Origin of the sequence: Flavobacterium sp. LC2016-13, from assembly GCF_009707955.1 — a bacterium.
Taxonomy (GTDB): Bacteria; Bacteroidota; Bacteroidia; order Flavobacteriales; family Flavobacteriaceae; genus Flavobacterium.
In genome coordinates this window covers 81,357-108,202 of record NZ_WMDQ01000008.1, presented here as the reverse complement: position 1 = coordinate 108,202, position 26,846 = coordinate 81,357, and the positions used below count along the sequence as shown (strand labels likewise).

Annotated in this window: 14 protein-coding genes; 9 read left to right on the top strand and 5 right to left on the bottom strand. The window is 33.6% G+C overall.

The window, feature by feature from the left end; translation table 11 throughout:
* Positions 1-19 precede the first annotated feature (19 nt).
* The 3 genes from GKZ86_RS16590 to GKZ86_RS16580 all read right to left on the bottom strand — a co-directional run bounded on the left by GKZ86_RS16590 (position 20) and on the right by GKZ86_RS16580 (position 3,379).
* Positions 20-1,456 carry an MFS transporter gene (locus GKZ86_RS16590; RefSeq protein ID WP_154784192.1) on the bottom strand — a complete coding sequence of 479 codons (1,437 nt, stop codon included), beginning with the start codon at positions 1,454-1,456 and terminating at the stop codon, positions 20-22.
* A gap of 179 nt (positions 1,457-1,635) precedes the next feature.
* Complete coding sequence (locus GKZ86_RS16585; protein ID WP_154784191.1) at positions 1,636-2,337, bottom strand: LytTR family DNA-binding domain-containing protein; 702 nt, start codon at positions 2,335-2,337, stop codon at positions 1,636-1,638.
* Complete coding sequence (locus tag GKZ86_RS16580; protein ID WP_154784190.1) at positions 2,327-3,379, bottom strand: sensor histidine kinase; 1,053 nt, start codon at positions 3,377-3,379, stop codon at positions 2,327-2,329. The genes GKZ86_RS16585 and GKZ86_RS16580 overlap by 11 nt, the downstream gene beginning before the upstream one ends.
* Before the next feature lie 272 nt (positions 3,380-3,651).
* Here GKZ86_RS16580 and GKZ86_RS16575 point away from each other — a divergent pair, with 272 nt between their 5' ends.
* The 9 genes from GKZ86_RS16575 to GKZ86_RS25470 all read left to right on the top strand — a co-directional run bounded on the left by GKZ86_RS16575 (position 3,652) and on the right by GKZ86_RS25470 (position 24,384).
* The gene (locus GKZ86_RS16575) at positions 3,652-6,837 is read left to right on the top strand and encodes a SusC/RagA family TonB-linked outer membrane protein (protein ID WP_194632566.1); all 3,186 of its coding nucleotides are present in this window, start codon (positions 3,652-3,654) and stop codon (positions 6,835-6,837) included.
* A gap of 11 nt (positions 6,838-6,848) precedes the next feature.
* Entirely contained in the window at positions 6,849-8,372 is a 1,524-nt protein-coding gene (locus GKZ86_RS16570) for a SusD/RagB family nutrient-binding outer membrane lipoprotein (RefSeq protein WP_154784188.1), read from the top strand.
* Between the two features lie 66 nt (positions 8,373-8,438).
* Positions 8,439-9,464, top strand: a complete 1,026-nt coding sequence (locus GKZ86_RS16565; protein WP_154784187.1) for a glycosyl hydrolase family 18 protein — start codon at positions 8,439-8,441, stop codon at positions 9,462-9,464.
* A gap of 337 nt (positions 9,465-9,801) precedes the next feature.
* The gene (locus GKZ86_RS16560; RefSeq protein ID WP_154784186.1) at positions 9,802-12,843 is read left to right on the top strand and encodes a SusC/RagA family TonB-linked outer membrane protein; all 3,042 of its coding nucleotides are present in this window, start codon (positions 9,802-9,804) and stop codon (positions 12,841-12,843) included.
* A 10-nt stretch (positions 12,844-12,853) separates the two neighbouring features.
* The gene (locus GKZ86_RS16555) at positions 12,854-14,440 is read left to right on the top strand and encodes a RagB/SusD family nutrient uptake outer membrane protein (protein WP_154784185.1); all 1,587 of its coding nucleotides are present in this window, start codon (positions 12,854-12,856) and stop codon (positions 14,438-14,440) included.
* A gap of 113 nt (positions 14,441-14,553) precedes the next feature.
* A complete protein-coding gene (gene nagB, locus GKZ86_RS16550) occupies positions 14,554-16,491 on the top strand; it encodes a glucosamine-6-phosphate deaminase (protein ID WP_154784184.1) in 1,938 nt (645 codons plus the stop codon).
* Between the two features lie 156 nt (positions 16,492-16,647).
* Positions 16,648-18,714, top strand: coding sequence for a beta-N-acetylhexosaminidase (locus tag GKZ86_RS16545; protein ID WP_154784183.1), 2,067 nt, complete (start codon positions 16,648-16,650; stop codon positions 18,712-18,714).
* A gap of 489 nt (positions 18,715-19,203) precedes the next feature.
* A complete protein-coding gene (gene chiA / locus GKZ86_RS16540) occupies positions 19,204-23,955 on the top strand; it encodes a T9SS-translocated chitinase ChiA (protein ID WP_154784182.1) in 4,752 nt (1,583 codons plus the stop codon).
* Between the two features lie 207 nt (positions 23,956-24,162).
* Positions 24,163-24,384 carry a hypothetical protein gene (locus GKZ86_RS25470; RefSeq protein ID WP_194632567.1) on the top strand — a complete coding sequence of 74 codons (222 nt, stop codon included), beginning with the start codon at positions 24,163-24,165 and terminating at the stop codon, positions 24,382-24,384.
* A 178-nt stretch (positions 24,385-24,562) separates the two neighbouring features.
* Here the strand turns inward: GKZ86_RS25470 and GKZ86_RS16535 are convergent, their stop codons facing one another.
* Positions 24,563-25,951: a radical SAM protein gene (locus GKZ86_RS16535; RefSeq protein WP_154784181.1), complete on the bottom strand. Its 1,389-nt coding sequence runs from the start codon at positions 25,949-25,951 to the stop codon at positions 24,563-24,565.
* Positions 25,952-25,981: 30 nt separating this feature from the next.
* The gene (locus GKZ86_RS16530) at positions 25,982-26,722 is read right to left on the bottom strand and encodes a prolipoprotein diacylglyceryl transferase family protein (protein WP_154784180.1); all 741 of its coding nucleotides are present in this window, start codon (positions 26,720-26,722) and stop codon (positions 25,982-25,984) included.
* Between the last annotated feature and the right edge of the window lie 124 nt (positions 26,723-26,846).

Below are 26,846 nucleotides of genomic sequence, written 5' to 3'. Positions count from 1 at the left end.
TTTTATTTTTTATTCAGTTTTAGTGACCTCCTGAAAGTTTTTTGTCGAAATTAATTCCTTGTTTTTTAAGGATTCCGCTAACACTCCAAGCATAAAATGCAAGGTAAGAAAAACATAAAATTCCAACAATATAACTAGCTTGAATACCAATGAATTCAGATACAAAACCTTGTAACCAGCTGATAACTCCACCACCCATAATCATCATGATTAAGAAGCTACTACCCTGGCTAGTGTTTTTTCCTAATCCGCTTACAGCTAATGTAAAGATACATGGCCAAAGTGTACTACAGAATAAACCAACACTTGTAAAAGCGTAAACACTTACCATACCACTAGTTGTGATTCCGATAGTTAAAGCAATAATTCCTAATACAGAAAATATAAGTAACATTCTTGCCGGATTTCCTTTACTTGCGATATCAGCAGCAATAAGTACCAAAATGATTAATCCGTAGATATAGAAAGGAGTTAAATCGTGTTTCGCAATTGCGTTTACTGCTAAGAAAACTCCAAAAGCTAAATAAGGTGCAACGAAACGTAATATTTGTTGTAAACTGGCTTTGTCTGTAAAAGCTTCGATAGCTCCTGTCCAACGACCAATCATTAAACTTGCCCAATATAATGAGATATAAGGTGCAACTTCCTGAGTTAAAAAGCCTAATTTGCTTTCCATGTAAGCAGGTAAATTACTTGCTGTAGAAACTTCAACACCAACGTAAAGGAAGATAGCGATCATTCCCATTACTAATTGTGGATATTGTAATGCAGATTTTTTTGCAGTTGATCCGTCGTGAATAATTTCTTCTTCAATTAATGCAGGTCTGTCTGGCAATGAAGAGAATTTTAATAAAATAGCAACTAATAAAAATGCTAATCCTAATATTAAATAAGGAATTTTTACACTTTCGATGCTTAAAGTAGAAGAACCTGTGCTTGATCCAAAAATTGCAAAACTCACAATAAGCGGTCCAATTGTAGTTCCTAAATTGTTGATTCCACCTGCTAAAGTTAAACGTTGAGATCCTGTTGTAATAGGTCCAAGCGCAATAGCCAAAGGATTAGCAACTGTTTGTTGCAATGAAAAACCTAGTGCTACGATGAATAATCCTGATAACATTAAAGGAAATGAACCTGTATTTGCAGCAGGATAAAATAATAATGTTCCAAGTGCAGAAATAAGTAAACCTAATGAAAGACCATTTTTGTATCCTATTTTATTAACTAAATCTTCTTTAATTAAAACGGAAATACCCATGTATATTAGCGATCCTACTGTATAAGCAATATAAAAGGCTAATGATACTAATTGGCTTTCTCCTTGAGATAAATTAAATGCTGTTTTAAAAACAGGAATTAAAATATCATTACTGGCAGCAACAAATCCCCAAAAGAAGAATACTACGACAAGGGGAATGAACTGCCCCCATTTGGTTTGTACATTTTCTGAACTCATAATTTTAATAAGGTTAATTTTTTAATTTTATTGTTTTTTGAAGACCGTAAATATATTTGTTAACTATATTAAAAAAAAATAAAAAGGCACAAATAATGTTAAAATTAAACCAACGGCATCATTTTTTCAACAATGTGTTAATTTTTACCTAGTTAGAAAACGAAAAATGGAAATGTATTTTATTCAAGAATTTTGTTTTTTACATCTTTACTGTAATTTCGACCAATAGGAATGGTGTAAGATTGTATTTGAATTCGGTTTCCTTCTATAGATTTTACTTTATTGAGCGCAATAACGTAAGATTTATGAATTCTCAGGAAACGATCTGCAGGTAATTCTTCAGATAAAGAAGTTAAAGATTTGTGGGTAATATAGGTTTTATCGGGCGTTACGACTTTAATATATTCCTTCATTCCTTCAACAAATAAAATTTCTTCAATATTAATTTTCATCATTTTTTTATCGACTTTGATGAAAATATGAGAATCGCCTTTTGTCGTTTCTACTTTAATATTGTTTTTTAAATTGTATTCGGTTGTGATTTTATTAATGCATTTTATAAATCGTGGCAACGGAATAGGTTTTACTAAATAATCTAATACATCAAGATCATAACTTTCTGCAGCAAACTCTCTAAAAGCAGTAGTAATAATAACTTTGGTTTTATTTTCGATTAAGCTAATCAATTCAAATCCCGTCATCATAGGCATGTTGATGTCTAAAAAGACAGCGTCAACAGGCGTACTGTTTATAAAATCAAGTGCTTCAAGAGAATTATTGAACGTAGCAATAACTTCAAAATCTGTAAAATTGTTAAAATAATTTTGCAAGACTTTGATAGCTAATGGCTCATCATCAATCAATACGCATTTAATTTTCATTATGAATAGGTATTTGCAAACGGATTATATAGTAATTTAATTTGGTTTTGTGTTTTAGGCTGAAATTATTTTTATAGATTAATTTCAATCTCTTTTTAGTATTGACTAAACCAATACCGCTTTTTGGATTAAGATTTTGTGAAATTACAAAATTATTTAGGATTTCAAAATCTAACAATTTATTATCAATAACCTTACAATTGATTTTGATTTTTAGATTAGGGTTGTTCAAACATCCATGTTTAAAGGCATTTTCAACCAATGAAATAAAAATTAATGGAGGAACAACAACATCTTCAATATCAGATTCAAGGTTAACAGTAACTTCGACATTTTCAAAGCGCAATTTCTCGATTTCAATGTAATTCTGAATATAATCGATCTCTTTTATCAGAGGCACAAATTTGGTTCCTTTTACATCATATAAAACGTATTCCATCAAATTCGACAATTTGATAATTACATCAGGAACTTTATTTGAAGATTCTAATGATAAAGCATACAAATTGTTTAAAGTATTGAAGAAAAAATGTGGCTGAATCTGATTTTCAAGATATTTCAGCTTGATCTTAAATTGATTTTCTCGTAACGATCTGTTTCTTTCGCGTTCTCTCAGCCAGGTCAAAGTAAGATAAACCGATGAAGCCATTGCTAAAACGTAAAGTTCTCCAATACAAACCGCTACAATATGATTAATCTCAAAAGGATGATATTCACGATTGGCTTCCGGCCAAATATTTTCAGAAATGATATAATAAGTAAGTGCGGTTTTTAATAAATAGATTCCAAATAAACTCAATAGCAAAGCAAATGTGTATTGAATGTATTTCTGTTTTAAAACAAATTTCGGAACAAGAACAAAAAGGTTAAAATAGACTAATGGAATGTGTAATGAAAATTCAATCAAATTCGATTTAAAAGAATAAGGATAATCATTAAAATATGCGCCCCAACGTAAAAAATTAAGAGTAAAATATCCTCCCCAAAACCAAATGTGATTTTGAAGTTTTATGTCAAATTTTAATTTTTGAATTTCGTTCAATTTTAGATAATGGGGTTTATTATTATTTAGGCGTAAACATAAATATTCTGCAACTTTAAACAATTACTTGGTAAAACGCAATTTCTTTTGAATAAAATTTTGAAAAAAAAAGCGATATGTTGGTTTATTTTTAGAAGAGAACGTTTTCGTAAAACGTAATGTTGATTGTTTTAAGTCGTTTGTTTAAGTATTTAAGTAGTTTGTTTAAAATATTTTATTTATGTTAATTTTAACAATAAATTTATCGCTTAACAACCAAAACCATGACTAAAATGAAAAAAATTATGTTAATTTTTATTGTTTTTATGACGCATCTCACGTTTGCGCAAGTAAAAGCAATAAAAGGTTTAGTAAGCGATCAAAACGGATTGCCACTACCAGGCGTAACTGTTCTTATCCAGGGAACAGCTACAGCTACACAAACAGATTATGACGGAAAATACACAATTCAGGCATCCAAAGGAAATGTTTTGATATTTTCCTACATTGGTATTAAAACCAAAACAGTACTAGTTTCAGACGAAACTCAAATAAGTGTTACTTTAACCGAAGATGCACAAAATTTAAGTGAAGTTGTTGTTACTGCATTAGGTATTAAGAGACAAAAGAAAGAATTGGGTTATGCTGTTCAGGACATTAAAGGTGACCAATTGAACAAGGTAATAACAACCAATGTGGCTTCAGCACTTTCAGGCAAAATTGCCGGTGTTGATATTTCTATGCCTGCTACAGGTGCAGGAGGAAGTGCGAGAGTTATTATTAGAGGTATTTCAAGTATAGGCGAGAATAATCAACCGCTTTATGTTGTAGATGGAGTTCCTATTGATAATACAGGTTTATCTAATGATAGTGCCGCATCAAGTAAATGGTTCGACGGAAGAGATAACGGTGACGGATTATCTAGTATTAATCCAAACGATATTGAAAGTCTGAGTGTATTAAAAGGAGCGGCAGCATCTGCTTTGTATGGTTCGAGAGCATTAAATGGGGTAATTTTAATTACAACTAAAAAAGGAAGTAAAGGAAAACTACAGGTAGAATTAAACAGTGGTGTTAGTTTTGACAGGGTAAATGCTAAATACGACCATTTTCAAAGTGAATATGGTACGGGAGGTCACGGAATTTTGCCGGATCCATCAAAAGCACCTTCAGAAATTTATGGATATACGACTAGTTCATGGGGACCAAAATTCTCTGAAACAGTTGGGCAGGAAGTCAAAATATTCGATGGTTCTATGAGACCTTATGCTAAAGTTGATAATAATATTCAGGGCTTTTTCAAGACTGGAGTTACAACAACAAACGGAGTTTCGGTTTCTGGCGGAAACGAAAGTGCTTATGTTCGTTTTGGATTTAATAATCTAAAAAATGATGATGTTGTTCCGGGTTCAGGTTTAGAAAGAAATAATGCTACTTTAAACGCCACATTAAAATCAGAAAAATTTACTTTGGATGCCAACGTGAATTACATGGTTGAAAATGCAGAAAACAGACCTGGTTTAGGAGATTCACCAAATAATGTTGGTTATTCTTTAAGCGGTCTGGCACCAAATATTGATCAGGCGTGGTTGAAAAATTATGGAAATGCTGAGACAGGAGAAATCTATAAATGGAATAATAATATTTATCAATTGAATCCTTATTTTACGGTTGATGCAAACCACAACTCCTCTAAGAAAAATCGTTTTACAGGAAATGTTGCCGGAACATATCAGCTTCAAAAATGGGTAGGATTAACTTTTAGAACCGGTTTAGACACTTATGTTTTTGGCTCTAAAGATTTTATGGCGGCCGGAAGTACTTGGCCGGGAAGAGATACGGGTTATCTTGGATTGAATGATATCACGGTTTCTGAAATGAATACGGATGCGATTGCTACTTTTAACGATATTAAGCTAGCTACTGATTTCACTTTCTCAGGGATTTTAGGAACAAGCAGAAGAGATTTTAGAAGACAGGAAAATTCTAGTCAGGGAACAAATATTATTCAGGCAGGAACAGAATATATTAGTAATTTTTCTACTCAGACCATAAATGCGCCAACAGAAACAAAAACAAGAACAAATTCTGTTTACGGTTCTGCGAAATTTGATTATAAAGGCTATTTATATGCTGAATTTACAGGAAGAAATGACTGGTTTAGTGTTATTACCAAAGATGCTTTCTATCCGGCGGCTTCATTAGGTTTTGTATTCTCAGATGCCTTTGGTATTCAGAGCGATACTTTTTCTTATGGAAAACTTAGAGGATCCTGGGCAAAAGTTTCTAATGCACCGGGAGCGTATAAAAATTCATTAAACTATACTACTTATTCTTCTTATGATGGACAAAGTGTTGTAAATATTAAAAATACATCGGCACCAAATGCTAACCTGACTTTTCAATCAAAAACAGGAATTGAGTTTGGATTGGAAACTTCTTTCTTTAAAAACAGATTAAAAGCAGATATAACCGTTTATCGTGAAGATACGGCAGATCAAACCCTTGATTTAGCATCTTCTGCAACATCAGGATATGAATATCTTTCTGTAAATGCGGGGAAATTGCGTAACGAAGGTATTGAGATATTTTTATCAGGTACGCCAATTAAAACTAAGGATTTTGAATGGGGAATTGATTTGAACTTTTCTAAGAATAAAAACTCAATCCTTTCTTTGCATCCGGATATCAATACATACACAGTTTCTGAGGCTCGTTGGGCCGGAGCTGCAATTGTAGCGCAAGTTGGGGGTCAATACGGAACTATTATTGGAAAAGATTTTCAAAGAACGCCTTCAGGAGAAATGATAGTAGGTGCTAACGGACTTCCTTTATATACAGATACTAAAGTTGCTTTAGGAAAAGGGCTTCCGGATTGGGCAGCTGGTTTGACAAATAAGTTTTCTTATAAAGGAATCACGCTTCAATTTTTATTAGACATGAAGTTTGGTATGGATGTATATTCTATGACAAACTCTGTTGCAGCAGGAAAAGGTTTATTGGATGTTACTACAGACGGAAGAGATGCTTATAATGCAGCAAGAGCAGTGGCATCTGCAAATAATCCTGCTTTCGATCCAACAACTTGGGTTCCTACAGGTGGTTATGTAGCAAATGCAGTTGTAAATGCAGGAACTCCAGAAAATCCAAATTATGTAAAAAATACAACTCCGGTAGATCCTCAGACTTATTGGACGAGCGTTTCTGAAAATACACCGGCACCATTTATTTATGATGCATCTTACGTTAAATTAAGAGAAGTAAGTTTAGGCTATACAATACCAAAAAGTGTTTTTGGCGGAGCAAAAATAAGCTCAATTTATATTTCTGCATTTGCACGTAACTTATTGACTTTTAATAAAGATTTACCAAACATAGATCCTGAGTCAATGTATACTTCAGGAAACGGACAAGGTTTTGAATACGGTTCATTACCATCAAGAAAATCGTATGGTTTTAATATTAAAGTTACATTCTAAAAAAGTAAATTATGAAAATTAAATATATAATAGCCATACTTACAGTGTTTACAGTAGTTGGCTGTACAGAAAATTTTGATGAACTGATAAAAGATCCGGTAGCATTATCTCCAAACCCGGCGGGTCAGCTTACATTTACCCAATTGTGTATGTCCGGAGATGGATTTTATCAACATAGAACAAACCTGATCTATTCTGGTGGTTTTGTGCAGCATTATTCAGGTTCGTGGGCAGTAACCGAATACGGTGGTAAATTCAAGAAAAATGATGAATACGCAACAGCCTTATGGAGAAATGCGTATGCCAACGAAATAAAGAGTATTGTAGATATTCTTGATAAAACCAGTGCAGATCCTGCAACTGCAAATATGAATGCTGTTGCCAAAATTATGAGAGTGATGATCGCACAGCGTTTAACTGATATTTATGGAGATGTACCTTATTCACAGGCAGGTCTAGGCTATTCTCAAGGAATTGTAACGCCAAAATATGACAAGCAACAAGATATTTATGCTTCTTTTTTCACAGATCTACAAGATGCTTATGCTCAGTTAAATGCCGGAGGAGGAGGTACAGTAAAGGGAGATTTGTTTTATAATGGAGATATTTCAAAGTGGAAAAAATTAGCAAATACCATGCGTTTGCGTCTGGCTATGAGAATTTCTGAAGTAAGTCCTGCCGAAGCTGAAAAGCAAGCAAAAGCGGCGATGCAAAATGGAGTTTTTGAAAGCAATGACGACAATTGTATTATGCACCATTTAGATTTTCCTTTTAATGATAATCCGGCTACACTAGATTTTAGAGGAAACGGATTGTCTTACGGTTTTATTTCAGATGAGCACGGAGATCATTTTAGTTCTTTATTAATAGATTATTTGAGAGATAATGGAGATCCAAGATTAACGATGATTGCAACTCCTAAAACTAGCAGCAGTGTCGTTTATTGGTCACCAATACAGCCGGGAGAAACATTATATGAAGGTGTAAAACCAGGAGTTTTTAGATGGGAACTTCCTGGAGGATCAAATTCAGCCTCAGGAATTCAGCCTTATTTAAAACTAAGAACAACACCTTTTTTGCATGTTAGTTATTCAGAATCACAATTGTTATTAGCAGAAGCTGCGTTTAGAGGCTGGATTTCAGGTGCGGCAGCAGATTATTATAAAAAAGGAGTTGAAGCTGGCATAAAACAATTAGAAATTTATGGAGCAACTCCTGCAACTCAGGCAAATATTGATGCTTATGTAAATGCTCATCCTTTAGCGGCAGGAACAGAAAAAGAACAAATTGGGACACAAATTTGGGTTACATATTTATTTAATAGTATCGAAGCATATTCAAACTGGAGAAGAACAGGTTATCCGCATTTAGTGCCAATAACAAGCCCGGAATCTCAAACAGGAGGTGTAGTACCTACACGTTTATATTATCCAAATGATGAAATGCAGAAAAATGAGAAAAATTATTTAGAAGCGTTATCAAGAATGGGAGGAAAGAATGATTGGACGGGTAAAGTTTGGTGGGATGTAAACTAAACAACTCAAACATAAATCTATGCCTAATAGGGTATTATTTTAATTCTAATTTAAAAATTCAAAATTATGATACAAAATAAAGCCTTATTAGGCATTGTTTTTTTTATTTGTTCGCTATTTTCTGCCTACAGCTTTTCTGTACAAAAAGAAAATGAATCTAAAGATTTGAAAACTAAAAAAGCAAGAGTAGTCGGTTATTTATCTTCGGATAATTTCGATAAAATGAATTCGATTCAGTTTTGCAAATTGACACACCTTAATTTAGCATTTGCAAATCCGGATAAAAATGGCAATCTGAATTTTAATGGAGATATTGATGCTTTGGTTCAATATGTAAAATCAGTAAATCCAAATATTAAAATCAGCATTTCGTTGGCAGGCGGAGTTTTATCTCCGGAAGTTGCGGCTAATTGGTCATTTCTTATTGATAAACCCGAGAACAGGCCTAATTTAATTCAAAACATAATAAACTTTACAGAACTCCACAAATTAGACGGAGTAGATGTAGACCTCGAATGGGATGCTGTAACTACAGGATATAGCGGTTTTGTGATTGAATTAAAAAAAGAAATAGTAAAAAAGGATAAGATACTAACGGCAGCTTTGCCTAATAATTCCCGATTCGAAAATATAAATCAGGAAGCCTTAAATGCCTTTGATTTTTTAAACATCATGTCATATGATAGCACAGGACCGTGGACACCTAACAATCCCGGACAGCACAGTTCTTTTGAAAATGCCAAAATGGGAATTGAATTTTGGAACAAACTTCAGCATATCTCATCTGATAAATTAACACTCGGTGTACCTTTTTACGGTTATAATTTTATTTATCAGGAAGTAACAAGTTCTACTTACAGCCAAATTGTGGCTGCAGGAACTCAATTTGCTGATCAGGACGAATTAGGTAAAATATACTATAACGGAAGACCAACTATTGAACAGAAAGTAATTTATGCTTCTCAAAATGCAGGCGGAATCATGATTTGGGAAATTGCACAAGATTCTTTTGATGCTTATTCTTTATTAAATGTAATTCATAAAAAATACACCAGCTTAAAAGTGAAAACTACAGGTTTGTGTGGAAATTAAAATACTTCTAAAGTTCAAAAATTAACAGACTTAAAATAGATTATTTTTTGTTTTACTTAACAGTATAACAGCTAATTAATGCGAATTTTATAGTAAATGCCATATTATTGGGTTTTTGCTGTAAATGATAATTTTTTAATGATTTAGCTGATTCCTTGAACAAAACACTGGTAAAATTGTAAAATGCACTAATATTTTAATTAGAAAACGTTTTCGCAAAACGCATTATTGAATGTTTTATGTCGTTGGTTTAAAAAACAAAGCCGTTTGTATAATTTATTTTTTTTAACAATCCCTTAAGAATAAATTTACGTCATAACTAACAAAATAAATAAACATGAAAAAAATTTTCTTAATCTTTATGATTGTTTTTACGGCGCAAGTTTCGCTTGCTCAGGTAAAGAATATCAAAGGTGTGATTACAGATTCTGATGGGATGCCGTTACCAGGGGCATCTGTTGCTGTACAAGGAGGTCAAAAAGGTGCTACAACCGATTTTGATGGTCTGTACACAATTGACGCACAAAAGGGACAGACTTTAGTTTTTACTTACGTAGGTCTTGAAACACAAAACATCGTTGTTGGAGATGCCGCAACAATTAATGTTAAAATGGTACAAGCAGCATCAAATGCACTTAATGAAGTCGTAGTAACTTCATTAGGTATTAAGAAAACAAGAAAATCTTTAACTTATGCAGCTCAGGAATTAAAAGGCGAAGAGCTAACACGTGTAAAAGATGCTAACGTTATTAATACGATTGCAGGTAAAATTGCCGGTGTTGCTGTAACTAAAAGTGCTGGTGGTACAGGTGGATCTACTAAAGTGGTTATTCGTGGAAATTCTTCTGTAACAAATAATCAACCTTTATATGTTATTGATGGTATTCCAATGCTAAATCAAGGTTCAGGTCAGCCTAATGATACATTTGGTAGTTTAGCAGGAGGTAACCGTGATGGAGGAGATGTAATTTCTCTTGTAAATCCAGATGATTATGAAGGAATGACAGTTCTTAAAGGAGCTGCGGCTTCTGTATTATACGGTTCTCAAGGAGCAAATGGTGTAATTTTACTTTCTTCTAAAAAAGCTAAAGAAGGGAAATCAACCCTTATGGCTTCTTCAGTAACAACTTTTGAAACAGCTGCTTATTTGCCAAAATTCCAAAATGATTACATTGCTAATGCAGGTGAGGACGAAACTTGGGGAGATAAACAAAAGACACCAGATCATGTTAAGGATTTCTTTAATACAGGAACTACTCAAATTACCTCTTTAGGATATTCTACTGCGTCAGCAAATTCTTCTACTGCGTTGTCTTATGCAAATACTTCAGGAACAGGAATTATTCCGGGAAATAGTATTAAGAAAAATAACTTTGGTATTCGTCAGTCTGCTAAATTCTTTGATAATAAATTAACGGTTGGTGTAAATGCAAATTATACGTCACAATCAATTGCTAATAAACCTGTTAACGGTCTTTATTTTAACCCTTTGACAGGAGTTTATTTAATGCCAAGAGGATATGATTTCAATGAATATAAAAATAATTACGAAGTTTTCGATCCAAACAGAAATTTAATGGCTCAAAACTGGATGACTAACAGAGATATTATGCAAAACCCATATTGGGCAATTAACAGAAATAAATCTGAGGATACAAATAATTTCTTTACTGGTTCAATAACGGCTTCATACAGAGCTAATAATTGGTTAACAATTGCTTCAAGATATAGCTACAATAGAGTTGATAGTGATTTTAGTAAAGAAATATTTGCTACAACTCAAGGAACACTTTCTCATAAAAATGGTAGATTTTATGCTGAGAATGCCTTAAGTACTCAGCGTTATGGAGATTTAATTGCTACAATTAATACTAAATTTAGTGAAGATTTTACATTTAACGCTAATATTGGTACTAGTATCACCAATACACTTTCAAACCAAAAAACAATTTTAGATTCTGGAATGAGCGGTGGTTTGATACTTACTAACTGGTTTACACTTCATAATTTCAAAAATAATGAAGGGAATTATCAGACAACTGATGGTAAAAGAGAAGTACAATCGGTTTTTGCAACTACTACTTTTGGATATAAAGACATGTTGTTTTTAGATATTGCTGCCAGAAATGATTGGTCTTCTACATTAGTTAATACTGATACTGGATCTTATTTTTATCCATCCGTAGGTTTAACAGGTATTCTTAGCGAAATGTTTACAATGCCTGAGTTTATTAACTTTGGTAAAGTTCGCGCAACTTATGCTGAAGTTGGTAATGACGTTTCTCCTTTTGTTACTACACCTGTAAATTCATATGTTCCAGGAATTTCAGGGACTCAACCTCAGGTTGGTGTACAAAGAGGTACTACTTTAAAGCCAGAATTAAAGTCAGAGTTTGAATTTGGAACAGAATGGAGAATGTTCAATAACAGATTTGGTATTGAGGTTTCTTATTACAGTTCAGAAACAAAAAATCAATATTTACAAGCTATTGCTCCAACAGGAAATCCAGAAGGAGTTAAGTTTTATGGATTTAATGCAGGAAGTATTGAAAACAAAGGTTTTGAAATTGTATTGAATGCTGGTATTGTTAAAAATGATAAATTCTCATGGGATTCATCTGTGAACTTTTCACAAAATAAAAATAAGGTAAAAGAACTTCCAGCTTCACCAGACGGAGGAACACCTATAGTTAACTTGACTAATCCTGGAAATAATAATTATCAATATTCATTAATTGAAGGAAGACCATTTGGGGTAATTATGGGTAGAACTATCTTAAAAGATGATCAAGGAAGAATTTTATTAGATGACAAGGGGAACATTCAAAAAACGCCTGGTTTTGTTGAGGTAGGAAATTCAAATCCTGATTTCATGTTAGGATTCTCTAACTCTTTCAAGTTAGGTGCTTTCTTCGCAAATGTTTTAATTGATGGCCGTTTTGGAGGTAATGTAATGAGTATGACTGAAGCTCAAAATGATTATTTTGGGGTATCTAAAGCTACAGGTGATGCAAGAAATGCAGGTGGAGTTGCTATAAATGCGATTAAACCGGATAACACAGTAGTAACTACTATGGATGCAGAACAATATTATAAAGCAGTTGGAGCTAGAGACGGAATTACAGGAGAATATGTTTACAAAGCTACAAACGTAAGTGTAAGAGAAGTTTCTATCGGTTATACTTTTAACCCTAAAAAGCTTCCTGTTTTTCAAACAGCTAGCATTTCATTAATTGCCAGAAACTTATTCTTTATTTATAAAGACGCTCCATTTGATCCAAATATTGGATTAAGTACAGGAGAAGGATTGCAAGGTGTTGATATCTACGGTTTACCATCTACTAGAAGTATCGGTCTTAACTTAAATGTAACTTTCTAAATTTAAAAAAATGAAACTAAATAACATAAAAAAAACAGCTATCTGTATATCATTGCTTGCTGTGGTAGGCTGTACAGATAATTTTGATGATATTAATACAAATCCAAATGGTTTTAGTCAGGATCAATTGCAACAAGATTTTAATCATATTAAGGAAGGATTTAAGACGATGTTTTATAACATTCAGGTTATTGGTAGCGGACGTGAACCAGATTACCAACTTCAACAGAACCTAAATGCTGATATCTGGTCTGGCTACATGGCTACACCAACAGGATTTAGAGGAGGAGTTAACAATACTACTTATGATCTTGTTGATGGGTGGAATGATGCTATATGGACTAATGCTTATCCTAATGTCATGTTTAATGCATGGGATATTGCAAATAAAGCAAAAGGAAAATACGATCAGTTTTATGCACTTTCTCTTATTCTGAAAGTAGAAGGGATGCACAGAGTTACGGATATTTTTGGGCCAATTATATATTCTCAATTTGGTAAAGAAGCACCAATAGGATATGATTCTCAGGAAGAAGTTTATACTCAAATGTTTGCTGATCTTGATTTTGCTGTTGATGAATTGACGGAAAGAGTTGACGCATCAGAACCTACAGCGTTTGATGAAACAGATTTATCAGGCTATAAAGGAGATTATAAGCAATGGGTAAAATTTGCAAATACTTTGCGTCTTAGATTAGCAATGCGTATCGTAAAAATTAAACCTGCATTGGCAAAAACTCAGGCGGAAAAAGCAGTAGCGCAAAAATTTGGAGTTATGACTACAAATGATGATGCGTTTAGAATTGTATCTCCAACTTTTGTTAATCCTATTGCTACAATTAGCGGATCTTGGTTAGACATTCGTATGTCTGCAGATATGGAATCTATTTTAAAAGGTTATAGTGATCCTAGATTAGGTATTTATTTTGATACATCTGCTCAATTTCCTGGTCAATACAAAGGAGTTCGTACAGGTATTAATATTGGAGGAAAAGGAGATCACCAGGATTTTTCGGGTATTGGAAAAGCTGTTGTACAAACAAATGTAATTTATTTAATGACAACTGCTGAAGCTTATTTCTTAAGAGCAGAAGGAGCTTTAAGAGGCTGGAATATGGATGGTGATGCCGAAACATTATACAAAGCAGGTATTCAGGCTTCATTTGACCAAAGAGGAGCGGCGGGTGCAGCAGCTTATATGGTTGATAATGTAAAATTACCAGTAGCTTACACAGATCCTAATTTTCCTGAAAATAATGCTGCTCCGGTAAATAATGTAACTATTGCATGGGATGCAGCTGCAACTAATGAATTGAAATTGCAAAAAATTATCACTCAAAAATGGATCGCTGGATTTCCTGAAGGACAAGAAGCTTGGTCTGATTACAGAAGAACAGGTTACCCAAAATTGTTTCCTGTAGTTGTAAATAACAGTGGAGGGAAAATTTCTACAGCTCTTGGTGTAAGAAGAATCAACTTTGTACAGTCTGAGATAGCTAATAATAAAGGCGGTGTTGATACCGGTTTAGCTAAATTAGGTGGCCTTGACAACGGAGGAACAAGACTTTGGTGGGATACTACAGCTCCAAATTTCTAAAAAATAATATCAAAGATTATAAGACTTTAAGTTTGGTTAGTAAATGGTATAAGCAATGCAAATTGCTTATACCATTTCAAAAACCAAAATTGTAAATAGCAAAAAAGAAAAAAATGAAAAGTGCTTTAGAAATAAAACCTGATATCAGCTACAAAAGTGCAGGGAAATTTGAAGAAACTAGATTTGAGAAAATCCACAATGAAATCTTCAAAAGTTCTGCAGAAGCTTCAATAATTGTTGCGCAGGAAATTGCACAATTAATTAGAACCAAACAAGAGAAAGGTAAATCTTGCGTGTTAGGTTTAGCAACAGGTTCTTCTCCTATAAAAGTTTATGAGGAACTTGTTAGGATGCACAGAGAAGAAGGCCTAAGTTTTAGCAATGTAATCACTTTTAATCTGGATGAATATTATCCAATGACAAGAGAGAATAATCAGAGCTACCATTATTTCATGCATCAGCATCTTTTTAATCATATTGATATTAAACCTGAAAACGTTAATATTCCGGATGGTAATGTATCTATTGATGAATTAAATCAATATTGTATAGATTACGAAATGAATATTAAAAGTGTTGGAGGTCTTGATTTTCAATTATTAGGTATCGGTCGTACAGGTCATGTAGGTTTCAACGAACCTGGATCTCACATAAACTCCGGAACCAGAATTATCACATTGGATCATATTACAAGAGTAGACGCTTCATCTGACTTTAATGGTATAGACAACGTTCCGAAAAGAGCGATTACCATGGGAGTTTCTACCATTATGAGATCAAAAAGAATCGTATTAATGGCTTGGGGACAAAACAAAGCCGATATCATCAAAAGAACCATTCAGGGTGATATTAGTCCGGAAGTTCCTGCTACATTTTTACAAAATCATGCCAATGCAACTTTCGTATTGGATCAGTCTGCAGCTTCAGAATTAACCCGTTTTAAAACGCCTTGGTTAGTAGGAGAATGCATTTGGACACAAGAATTAAAAAGCAAAGCGATTGTTTGGTTATGCCAAAAAACAAAACAATCTATATTAAAATTAACAGACAGAGATTATAACAATAACGGAATGTCTGATTTATTGGCACAAGAAGGTTCTGCTTATGATTTGAACATCAATATGTTCAACGTATTGCAGCATACCATCACAGGATGGCCGGGTGGAAAACCAAATACAGACGATTCACATCGTCCGGAAAGAGCCAATCCTGCAAAAAAACGAGTGATTCTTTTTAGTCCACATCCAGATGATGATGTGATATCTATGGGAGGAACTTTTTCAAAATTGATAAAACAAGGTCATGATGTACATGTAGTATATCAAACCTCCGGAAATATAGCTGTTACAGACGATGAAGCATTAAAATTTGCTGAAGTTGCTAAAGATTTTGTTGGTGATGCTGCCATCGGAATCAACTTTAAATCTGTAATTGATTTTTTAAATAACAAATCAGAAAATCAAATCGATTCTCTGGAAGTCCGTAAATTAAAAGGACTTATCAGAAGAAGAGAATCGTATGCAGCAACAAGATACATTGGTTTAAAAGATGAGAACACACACTTTTTAGATCTTCCATTTTATGAAACAGGACAAGTTAAGAAAAATCCGTTAGGACCTGAAGATATTGCAATTGTAAAAGATATTATTGCTAAAATAAAACCACACCAGGTATTTGCAGCTGGAGATTTAGCAGATCCGCACGGAACACATGAAGTTTGTCTGAACGCTATTTTTGCAGCTATGAAACAATTAAAACCAGAAAAATACATGGATGATTGTTGGTTATGGCTTTACAGAGGCGCATGGCAAGAATGGGACATTAATGAAATTGATATGGCCGTTCCGCTTTCTCCATCAGAAGTATTATTGAAACGTCACGCAATTTTGTACCATCAATCTCAAAAAGACAGAGTAATGTTTCAAGGAAACGACTCAAGAGAATTTTGGGTTAGAGCAGAAGACCGTAATAAAAATACAGCCATCTTATATGATGAACTAGGTTTGGCTGAATATGAAGCAATTGAAGCGTTTAAACGTTTTGATTACTAGGAGTTGTTTTTAAAACCGATTCGGGTGAGAGCGAATCAAAACTACAAAATTCAGAATGATCTTATTGCGATTAGTGAGGTTCAATAGAAATCATTCTGAGTTTGTTTTATCCATTATTAATGTTGTCTGAGGGCAACATCTTTCAAAAAAAATCAAATGAAATATTTATTAGTCCTACTATTAGCGGGTTTAACTTCTAGTGCTCAAATTCAAAAAGAGCAACTAAATCTTATGCCCTGGCCTCAGAGTGTTGTATTAAACGACGGAAATTTTGCTTTAACTAAAAATTTTAAAGTAAACATAACCGGAAATCCAGACCAAAGAATTTTTGGTGGAGTAACTCGTTTTTTACGTCGCTTAGATGGTAGAACCGGTATTTTTTTCGAACAAAGTTATATTCAGAAATTAAACGAAGTACCAACAGCAGAACTTCAAATAAATTGTACTAAAAGTGGTAAAATCGGATTGTATGAAGATGAAAGTTATCATTTAGATATCAAACAAAATCAAATCACAATAAATGCAACAAGCGATTTAGGAGCTTTACACGGCCTTGAAACGTTATTGCAAATGTTGCAGAATAACAGCACTTCATTTTATTTTCCGAACTCACAAATTTCAGATTTTCCAAGATTTACATGGAGAGGTTTAATGATTGATGCTGCAAGACATTTTCAGCCTGTCGATGTTATTAAAAGAAACATTGATGCATTGGCTGCGATGAAAATGAATGTTTTTCACTGGCATTTAGTAGACGATCAGGGTTGGAGAATCGAAATGAAAAAACATACAAAACTAATAGAATTAGCTTCAGATGGAGAATATTACACACAAGAGGAAATTAAAAATATCGTAAAATATGCTGATGCACGCGGTATTTTAATTGTTCCGGAAATTGATGTTCCCGGTCACGGATCTGCAATACTTACCGCTTACCCGGAAATAGGAAGTAAAGTGATGACAATAAACGGAGGAACTCAGGAAAAAAACATTCAGGGAACCGCAATTGCGACCTATGGAATTGAAAGAAATGCAGGTATTTTTTCGCCAACATTAGATCCTTCAAATCCTAAAACATATCAATTACTTAGTGAAATATTCGATGAAGTGTGCCCATTATTTCCCGGGTCTTATTTTCATATCGGGGGAGATGAAAACGAAGGGAAAGATTGGGACGCAAATCCTAAAATTCAGGAATTTAAAAAGAAAAATAAGTTAGCCACAAACCATGAATTGCAAACTTATTTTACCATGCAATTGGTTCCGATGCTTAAAAAACACGGAAAACAATTGATGGGATGGGAAGAAATTTTGACAAAAAATATGTCAAAAGAAGCTATTATTCATTCGTGGAGAGGTCCAAATGAAGGAGTTGTTGCCGGACAATCATTAGTAGATGCAGTTAAAAAAGGTTATAAAACAGTTTTATCAAATGGATTTTATATTGATTTAATGTATCCAATTGAAAGTCATTATTTAAACGATCCAATGCCAAAAGGAGCTGATTTATCTGCAGAAGAAAAAGCAAGAATTTTAGGCGGTGAAGCTACAATGTGGACAGAACTTGCAACGCCAACAACAATAGATTCAAGGCTTTGGCCAAGAACGGCAGCAATTGCAGAAAGACTTTGGTCTGCAGAAGATGTTAAAGATGTAGCCAGCATGCGCAAACGCCTTGAAAACGTTTCTTTTAGATTAGAAGAATTGGGATTAACACACATTCGCAACAGAGCTGTTATTTTAAGAAATATTGCCAATAACCAAAATATAAAATCACTAAACGAATTTTCTAACGTTTGTGAGCCATTAAAAGGATATACACGTAATAAAGGAGGAACTGAATATCAAATGTATTCTCCATTTACACTTTTTGCAGATGCATGTACGCCCGATGCTAAAGATGCACTAGCTTTTGATGACGCTGTAACACAATATTTAACCAATAAAACAGCGGAAAATAAAACAAAAGTTACAGGGTTTTTCAATAAATGGATTGCAGTAAATAAAGGCTTAAATGAGTTAAGCGCAAACGCACCATTAGTACAGGCACTTTTACCATTATCAAAAAAATTAACTGATGCATCGCAGGAATTATTACTTGTTTTAGATAATAAATCGACTTTGAAATCAGAAGATTTGAAGAAATTAATCGAGCAATGTAATACAAAAGATCATGGAGATGTTGAGCTGGCAGTTTACAACAGCTTAAAGAAATTAATATAAAAGTTTGGTTTGAATTAGTATAGAAGTTTAAGTTACCATGATTGTTTTAGTGTTTTAATTATCTCTATCAGGAACTCTGGTAGAGGTAATTATAAAACTTCGTAAAATCTTTTTCAGCCTTTAAAATAATAACCAAAAACCATAAAAAATAACCATCAAGGAGTATTAACATTTAAAACCAAATAACAGAATAAAAAACATGACAATTAAAGTATTTAGATTGATGAGTTCTCCAAATTTATCATTTTATGTTCCACAACTAATTTTTGAAAGTATATAAATAGCAAGCTTACTATTTACTAATGATTATGGTAGAATCAGTAATAGTAATATTTATTTATAGAAATAATATGAATTAATTCCCAATGAGTTGCGATGTTTTCTATTCGCAAATTATTGAACCCCGATTGTTCTATTTTATATGTCTTGTTGGCATGTAATGTATTGTAATTGGACTATTTATTTTCTATTAACCAATATTAATTAATTATGAAACATTATTACAGATTGCTTTTATTGTTACTGTTTCCCTTACTCGCGTTGGCCCAACCGGCTCACGGCAAAAAGGTAGTAGGGTATTATGCGCAATGGTCTATTTATGCCAGGGATTTTAACGTTCCTAAGATAGATGGAAGTAAATTGACGCATTTGAATTATTCTTTTTATGGGACAACTTATGATCCTGCCCATCCGGAGAATACCAAATTAAAATGTTTGGATACCTATGCTGATTTTGAGCATATGGAAGGCGGAATCCCTTGGGATGCACCGGTAAAAGGAAACTTTTATGACTTGAAAAAGTTAAAAGAAAAGTATCCTCATTTAAAAGTCTTAATTTCTGTTGGAGGATGGACAAAAGGTCAGGATCTTTCTCCAATTGCTGCAAGTCCTGTAGCAAGAGCTGCTTTGGCTGCAGACATGGCAAACTTTATTGTAACGTATCCTTTTATTGATGGATTTGACATCGATTGGGAATATCCTCTTTCCGGAGGAACAGACGGTACAGAAGTGATTAACGGAGCCCCAATTCCTCCACAAAAATACAGCCCTGATGACAACAAAAATTTAGTTTATTTATTGAAAGCAATGCGTCAGGCAATGCCAAATAAATTAATTACAATTGCAGCAGGAAACAATGTTAGAAAAGTGGCACAACAATATTTAGGGCCATCTAACAGATCACAATATGGAATGACAGAAGACATTTCGACTTATTGCGATTACATCACTTATTTTGGATATGATTTTGGTGGAAACTGGTATGATAAAACATGCTACAATGCTCCTTTATACGCAAGTGGAAACACAAACGATCCGCTTTATGGTGCAACACAATCAGAATCATTAGACGAGTTAACAAATCAATATTTGAATGTAGTTGGTTTTCCTGCGAATAAATTAATCATGGGATTACCTTTCTACGGAAAAAAATTCGATCATGTTGCCAATAACGGAACCAATCCTAATTTACCAGGATTATTCGTTTCAGCTCCTAGAGATGTCGTTTCAGGTTGTACAAATCCACAAAATCCAACAGGAACTTGGGATGGTCCCGCAGCTTGCGAAAAATCAGGAAGTATCGAAATTTGCGATTTAGTCGGAAATCCGGTTACCAATTCACACGCTTATTTAGATCCAAATACCATGCAGGTTACACCAAGTGCAGCTTCTGCAGGATGGGTTAGGTATTTTGATAATACAACAAAAGTCCCTTACTTATATAATGCTACTTTAAAACAGTTTATCTCTTATGAAGATAAACAATCAATGGATTTAAAAGTACAATATATCAAATCAAGAAACCTTGCAGGAGGTATGGTTTGGGAATTATCTCAGGATACAAGAGGTTCAATTCCTAATTCATTATTAACTCAGGTTGATACTTCATTCGGAAGTGTTGTTCCGGGAACAGTAAGCATTTCGGGTTCTGTAAAAAACGGATCAGCTTTAGTTCCAGATGTTACTGTTGAATTGAGAAATGCAAGCAATGTAGTATTACAAACTGTAGTTTCTACAGGAGGTAATTTTACATTCAGCAACTTAACTTCTGGACAAAATTATATACTTACGGCTTTAAAAGCGACGTATACATTTACTCCGGTTACTTTAACAAACGTTACGGTAAATCAAACCGCAGTTGTAATTAACGGAACACAGCCAACTTATACAGTTAGCGGAACAGTTCTTAACGGATCAACTCCAGTTTCTGGTGTAACAGTTTCTGCAGTTTCAGGAAGTACAACACTAACAGCGGTTTCTAATGCTAGCGGAGTTTACAGCGTTGCAGGTTTAACAGCTGGATTAAATTATACCGTTACAGCTGCAAAATCAGGATTCTCATACACGCCGGCTTCAACAGTTTATAATGCAATTGATGCAAACAAAACGTTGAATTTTGCTCAGGGAGCAGCAGTTGTAAATTACACCGTGAGCGGAACAGTTCTTAACGGAACAACTCCGGTTTCTGGCGTAACAGTTACTGCTTCTTTCACAGGAGGAAGTTATGCAGCCGTTACAAATGCAAGTGGTACATATTCACTTAGTTTGCCTTCTGGCGGAAATTATACAATAACAGCAGCCTTAACAGGACAAACGTATACTCCGGCTTCAACAGTTTATACTAATTTAACAGCGAACAAAACATTAAACTTATCACAAGATGTTATTGTAGTTCCTACAAGTAAAATTAGCGGAACCGTTAAAAACGGAACAAATCCGGTTGCTGGTGCAAAAGTAGAAATCGTTTTACCTTGGACAGATAACACACACAACTGGAAAAGCGTTATTGCTATAACAGATGCGCAAGGAAAATACAGTTTTGATAATTCAGTTGTAGCAGGATATACAACAGTTACAAGTTTAAAATTAAACTCTTGGGAGAATGGAGAAGTAGCTTATTTTCCAAATAACCTGGCCAACTTTGCAGTTCCTGCAAACCCAACAGTTTACAATTTTAATACAAGCTCTACAGCAAAATCAGCTTTGGCAGCTGCTGTAAATTTAATTAGCGGAAGCGTTAAAAACGGAACAGTTGCAGTAGCAGGAGCAAAAGTAGAAATCGTTTTACCTTGGACAGATAATACACATAACTGGAAAAGTGTTTTGGCAACAACAGATGCATCAGGAAATTATACTTTCGATAATTCAGTTGTAGCAGGTTATACACAAATTTTAAGTTTGAAATTAAACACATGGGAAAATGGTGAAGTAACTTATTATCCAAATAACTTAGCCAACTTTGCAGTTCCAACAACGCCAACGGTTTATAATTTTAATAGACAAGCGGTGGTTGCGACTAAGCCAGTGGTTGCCATTACAGCGCCAACAGCTTCAACAATTGCTATAAATTTAGGATCATCAATTAATTTTGTTGCAAGTGTTGGATTAAGTGCTGCTGATGCCACTACAATCTCATCTGTTGTATTTAGTTTAGACGGACAAAGCCTAAGCGCTACCAATTCTTCGGGAACTTATACATCGGTTTGGACACCAGTAGCAAATCAGTTTTCGCTTAGTCATACTTTAACAGTTACGGCTACTGCATCAAATGGAACAACAGATTCAAAAACATATAGTTTTACATTAACTTGTTCAGGTGCAAACTGCCCAAATTCATTACCTGTAATTACTTGGAATTCGCCATCGAATACTACTGTAAACCAAAGTTCTTTCCAGGTTGTGCCAATTTCAGTTACAGCTGTTGATAGTAACGGATCAGTTTCAGGTGTTACTATTACAATAAATGGAGGTACATTTAACATGACAGCAGGTACAAATAATACTTATACGTATAATTTTACACCATCTGCTTATCAGGATTATCCAGTTGTAATTAAAGCAACCGATAATCAATCTGGTGTAACTACATTAAACAATACAATTAAAATTGCTCCAGTGAGCACAAATAGATTCATTCCGCTTCCATCTAAAATTATTTTAGGATACGCACATTCTTGGGAAAATGCTGGTGCTCCATTTTTATATTTTTCTCAAATGGTGGGAAGTAAGTTTAACGTAGTTGATTATTCTTTCGTAGAAACAGTTAATCGTGATGGTTATACACCAGTATTAACTACAAATGACAATAGATATCTGACCAATGGTGTTTTCAATAAGCAATTGTTGAAAAATGATATAAAATCTTTAAGAGATAGCGGTGTTCCAGTTATTGTCTCTATCGGAGGTCAAAACGGTCATGTTGTTTTAGACAATGTAAGTCAAAAAAATATTTTTGTTAATGGTCTGAAAGCAATTATTGACGAGTATCAATTTGATGGAGTTGATTTGGATTTTGAAGGCGGATCAATGAATTTTAATGCAGGAGGTTTAAGAGATATTTCTTATGCGGGTATTTCTGCTTATCCAAGATTAAAAAACATAGTAGATGCCTGTAAAGAATTAAAAGCTTACTATGGCACAGGATTCTTATTAACAGCAGCTCCGGAAACACAATACGTACAAGGAGGATATTCTACCTATACAGATACTTTTGGTTCATTCCTGCCAATCATTCAAAACTTACGTAATGAATTAGATTTGTTAGCCGTACAATTGTATAATACAGGAGGAGAAAACGGATTAGATGGTCAATATTATGGTTCAGCTAAAAAAGCAAACATGGTAACAGCCTTAACCGATATGGTAATAAAAGGATATAATATTGCTACAACAGGAATGCATTTTGATGGTTTACCAGCCTCAAAAGTTCTTATTGCATTACCAGCTTGTCCAAGTGCAGCAGGTAGCGGATATTTAACGCCGGCAGAAGGAATTAGTGCTATGAATTATTTAAGAACAGGAACCACTTTTTCTGGAAGAACATATACTATGCAACCAGGCGGACCATATCCTTCTTTAAGAGGTTTAATGACTTGGTCTGTAAACTGGGATGCATCTTCTTGTGGTAATTCATCTGAATTATCTAAAGCGTATGCCGCTTATTTCGCTTCGCAATCGGCAGCAAAAACATTAGCTCTTGATGATATTTCAGCTAAAAGCAATGCAACAATAGCATATTTTAGAAACAATGCACTATCTGTTTCAAATGAAAGTGAAGATATCGCTCAGGTTGATGTATTCAACTTATTGGGACAAAATTTAGTAAGTCACAGTAATGTTCAGAACAATAAAGAAGTACTGCTTCAAAACCAAAGTTTCTCAACAAAACAAATGTTTATAGTTGTAGTAACAGATAAAGCAGGAAACAAAAAATCATTCAAAGTAATCAACTTTTTAAATTAGAATTACAATGAATGAAAAATCTAGAGATAAAAAATGGGACGGGTTAAAATTGAGTTTGGTTATTTATTTTTTAATCTAATTTTTATTTCGAATAAATGCATTGAATTCCGGTGATTTGTTATTTGGTTTTCACCTGAAGGAGAGCATTATGAACCTGGCAATTTTATTGCCAGGTTTTTTTGTTAATGCATACCGTTCAATGAAAAATTGGCAGAACAAGTTCCAAAACCAATAACAAAAGCTATTACGGAATACAAAATAATTTTCAAAGATTTTTTTTTATCGTCAGATATAAAAATCAAACGTAAAATGCCAAATAAAAAAGTAAAAACGCTTATCAAAGTGGTTATACCGCCAAATAAAACTAAAAATCCTCCCATATCTTATTTTTATTTCATTTTTAAATCAAAAATTATAGATTGCTTATAATTACTACGCAAGTTCCAAATCCTATAACAGCAATAATTATAGGAATCAACAAAAGTCTTAAATATAATTTTTTGTTGTCTTGTGCAAAAATTAAACCACCAAGACCAATTAAAAACATCATTACCAAAATGAATCCAAAAAAGATTAAAAGCTCCATATATCTTAATAAGTTAGTAAATTAAACATTTAGTTTTTCTCTTATTTGATCAATTTTATTATCTCTGTAAAACAAATTCATGGTTTCAAAAGGAATAATTTTCATTTTATCACTTACAATATGCACACATGATTTTTTAACAGCTCTTACATCAAAATCGTGAGCATCCATAAAATTCATAATCAGGATTCGAAATAAGTTATTGTAGTTTAAGGTGTCTGATTGAACTCTTGGCAAACAACACATTAGTTCATTAAATTCACCTTCTGCACAATCAACAGAAATACCTGTACTAAATAAATTCAGCATATGGTTTTTTAGTTTTTCGTCATGCTCAAAAACTATAGTGTTTTTAGAGTTATTTAATAAATCTTCCGGATTTATCAAATGCGTCATCGGAAAAACTTCTCCATCAATTTTCAATGCATAAGCCATGCATAAAGCATCGGGATTACAAGGAACCGGAATCAAATCTTCCGGAGTAAAAACAGGATATTGTTCGTAAATTTTTCTGCGTACTTCTGTCAATGTTATTCTTCCGGAAATATCATCGTAATTGTCATTTCTTCCGGCAACCTGAGTAGGCTGAAAAGTAACGCCACGCACGCATTTTTGCTGTAGCGCGTATTCAATTATCTGACCAATTTCATCATCATTTTGTCCTTTTTGAAGCGTGATTACCAATGTGGTCGAAATATTAAATTGATTCAAATTTTCGATAGCTTTTTTACGTACTTCAGTTAAATCTTCACCTCGTAATTTTTCCAGTACTTCAGGCTTAAAACTGTCAAATTGCAGGTAAATTTCAAAATCAGGCATATAACTAGCCAGCGTTTCTACAAATTTAATGTCTTTTGCAATTCGGATACCATTGGTATTGACCATTAAATGTTTGATAGGTTTGCTTTTGGCAATATCTAAAATTTTAAAAAATTCCGGATGCACGGTTGGTTCTCCACCGGAAATCTGAACGACATCTGGCTCGCCTTCGTTTGCTACAACGGTATCAAACATTTTTTCAATTTCTTCTAAAGTCCGGTGTCTTCCGTAATTTGGAGCTGAACTGGCATAACAAGTAGGGCAGGCGAGATTGCAACGGTCTGTAACTTCTACAATTGTTAAACACGAATGCTGTTCATGGTCTGTACATAATCCGCAGTCATAAGGACAGCCATAATGCACTTTTGTGTTGAATTTTAATGGCATTTCAGACTGTTTATTGTAATTACGCAATTGCTTGTAATAATTAACGTCATCAGCAATCATCGACTTTAATTCGCCATGCGTTTTACAATATTTATGCATCCATACCTTATCATCCTGAAATACGATTTTGGTATCTACAAGTGCTAAACAATGGTGACATAAACTTTTAGTATAATCGTAAAAAATATAATCGCGCGTTTTCATTAGAAATTTTTTAAGGTGTAAAGTAAACTTTTATTTATTTTTATAAGCGGTTATTCTGCAAAGAAACTTCCAGTAGTATATGAAGATGAAGAGCGAACTCCATTGTATACTGCTTAAATTCAGGAATAATGGTTTGTAAGGTTTTAGGAATTCGACTAAAAATCGGAACAGGAAATATAAAACCATAAAAAGCTTAAATCGATCACCATTAATCATAGATTTATTTTTTATGCTTTGAAAAAAGATAAAAAACACAATCATAAATACCATTTCATATAATGCTACAGGATGTCTTTGTAACCCGTCGCCTAAATTCATTCCTGTAATAAAAGTAGTTTCGTTGCCAAATGTAGGTTCAGCAATTCCCATAGAAAAACAGCCAATTCTGCCAACAAAGAGCGCTACTATAATTGGAATTACATATAAGTCTCCTGAAGCTATTTTTATACCAATAACTTTTTTAATAATTTCAACACCAAATAATCCGCCCAGAAAACCTCCCGCAACAGTTTTATTTTGATAAAAGGTTAGAAAAGTTTGACTGCTAATTGCAGCAGGATCTTCTAATAAAGCGATTATTCTCGACCCTAATAATGCGCCAATCATGGCACCAATCATAATAATTAAACGATTAGTATCGGAGATTGAATCTGTAGTTCTTTTTCTAAGAAAATAATAAGCTCGAATCCCAATAAAAAATGCTAATGTTTCAAATAAAGCATGCCAGTAGAAGGTTTTTTGAAAGATTTCAAATTGAAAAGGAAACGTCATTTTTTAATCAGAATTTTTTGCTAATATAGAAAAATCGTTGAAACTATTTTAATCTATTTTCACAGATTAAAAAATCCGTAAAAGATCTAATTTATCTCATAAATCGAAAAATACAATTAATTTA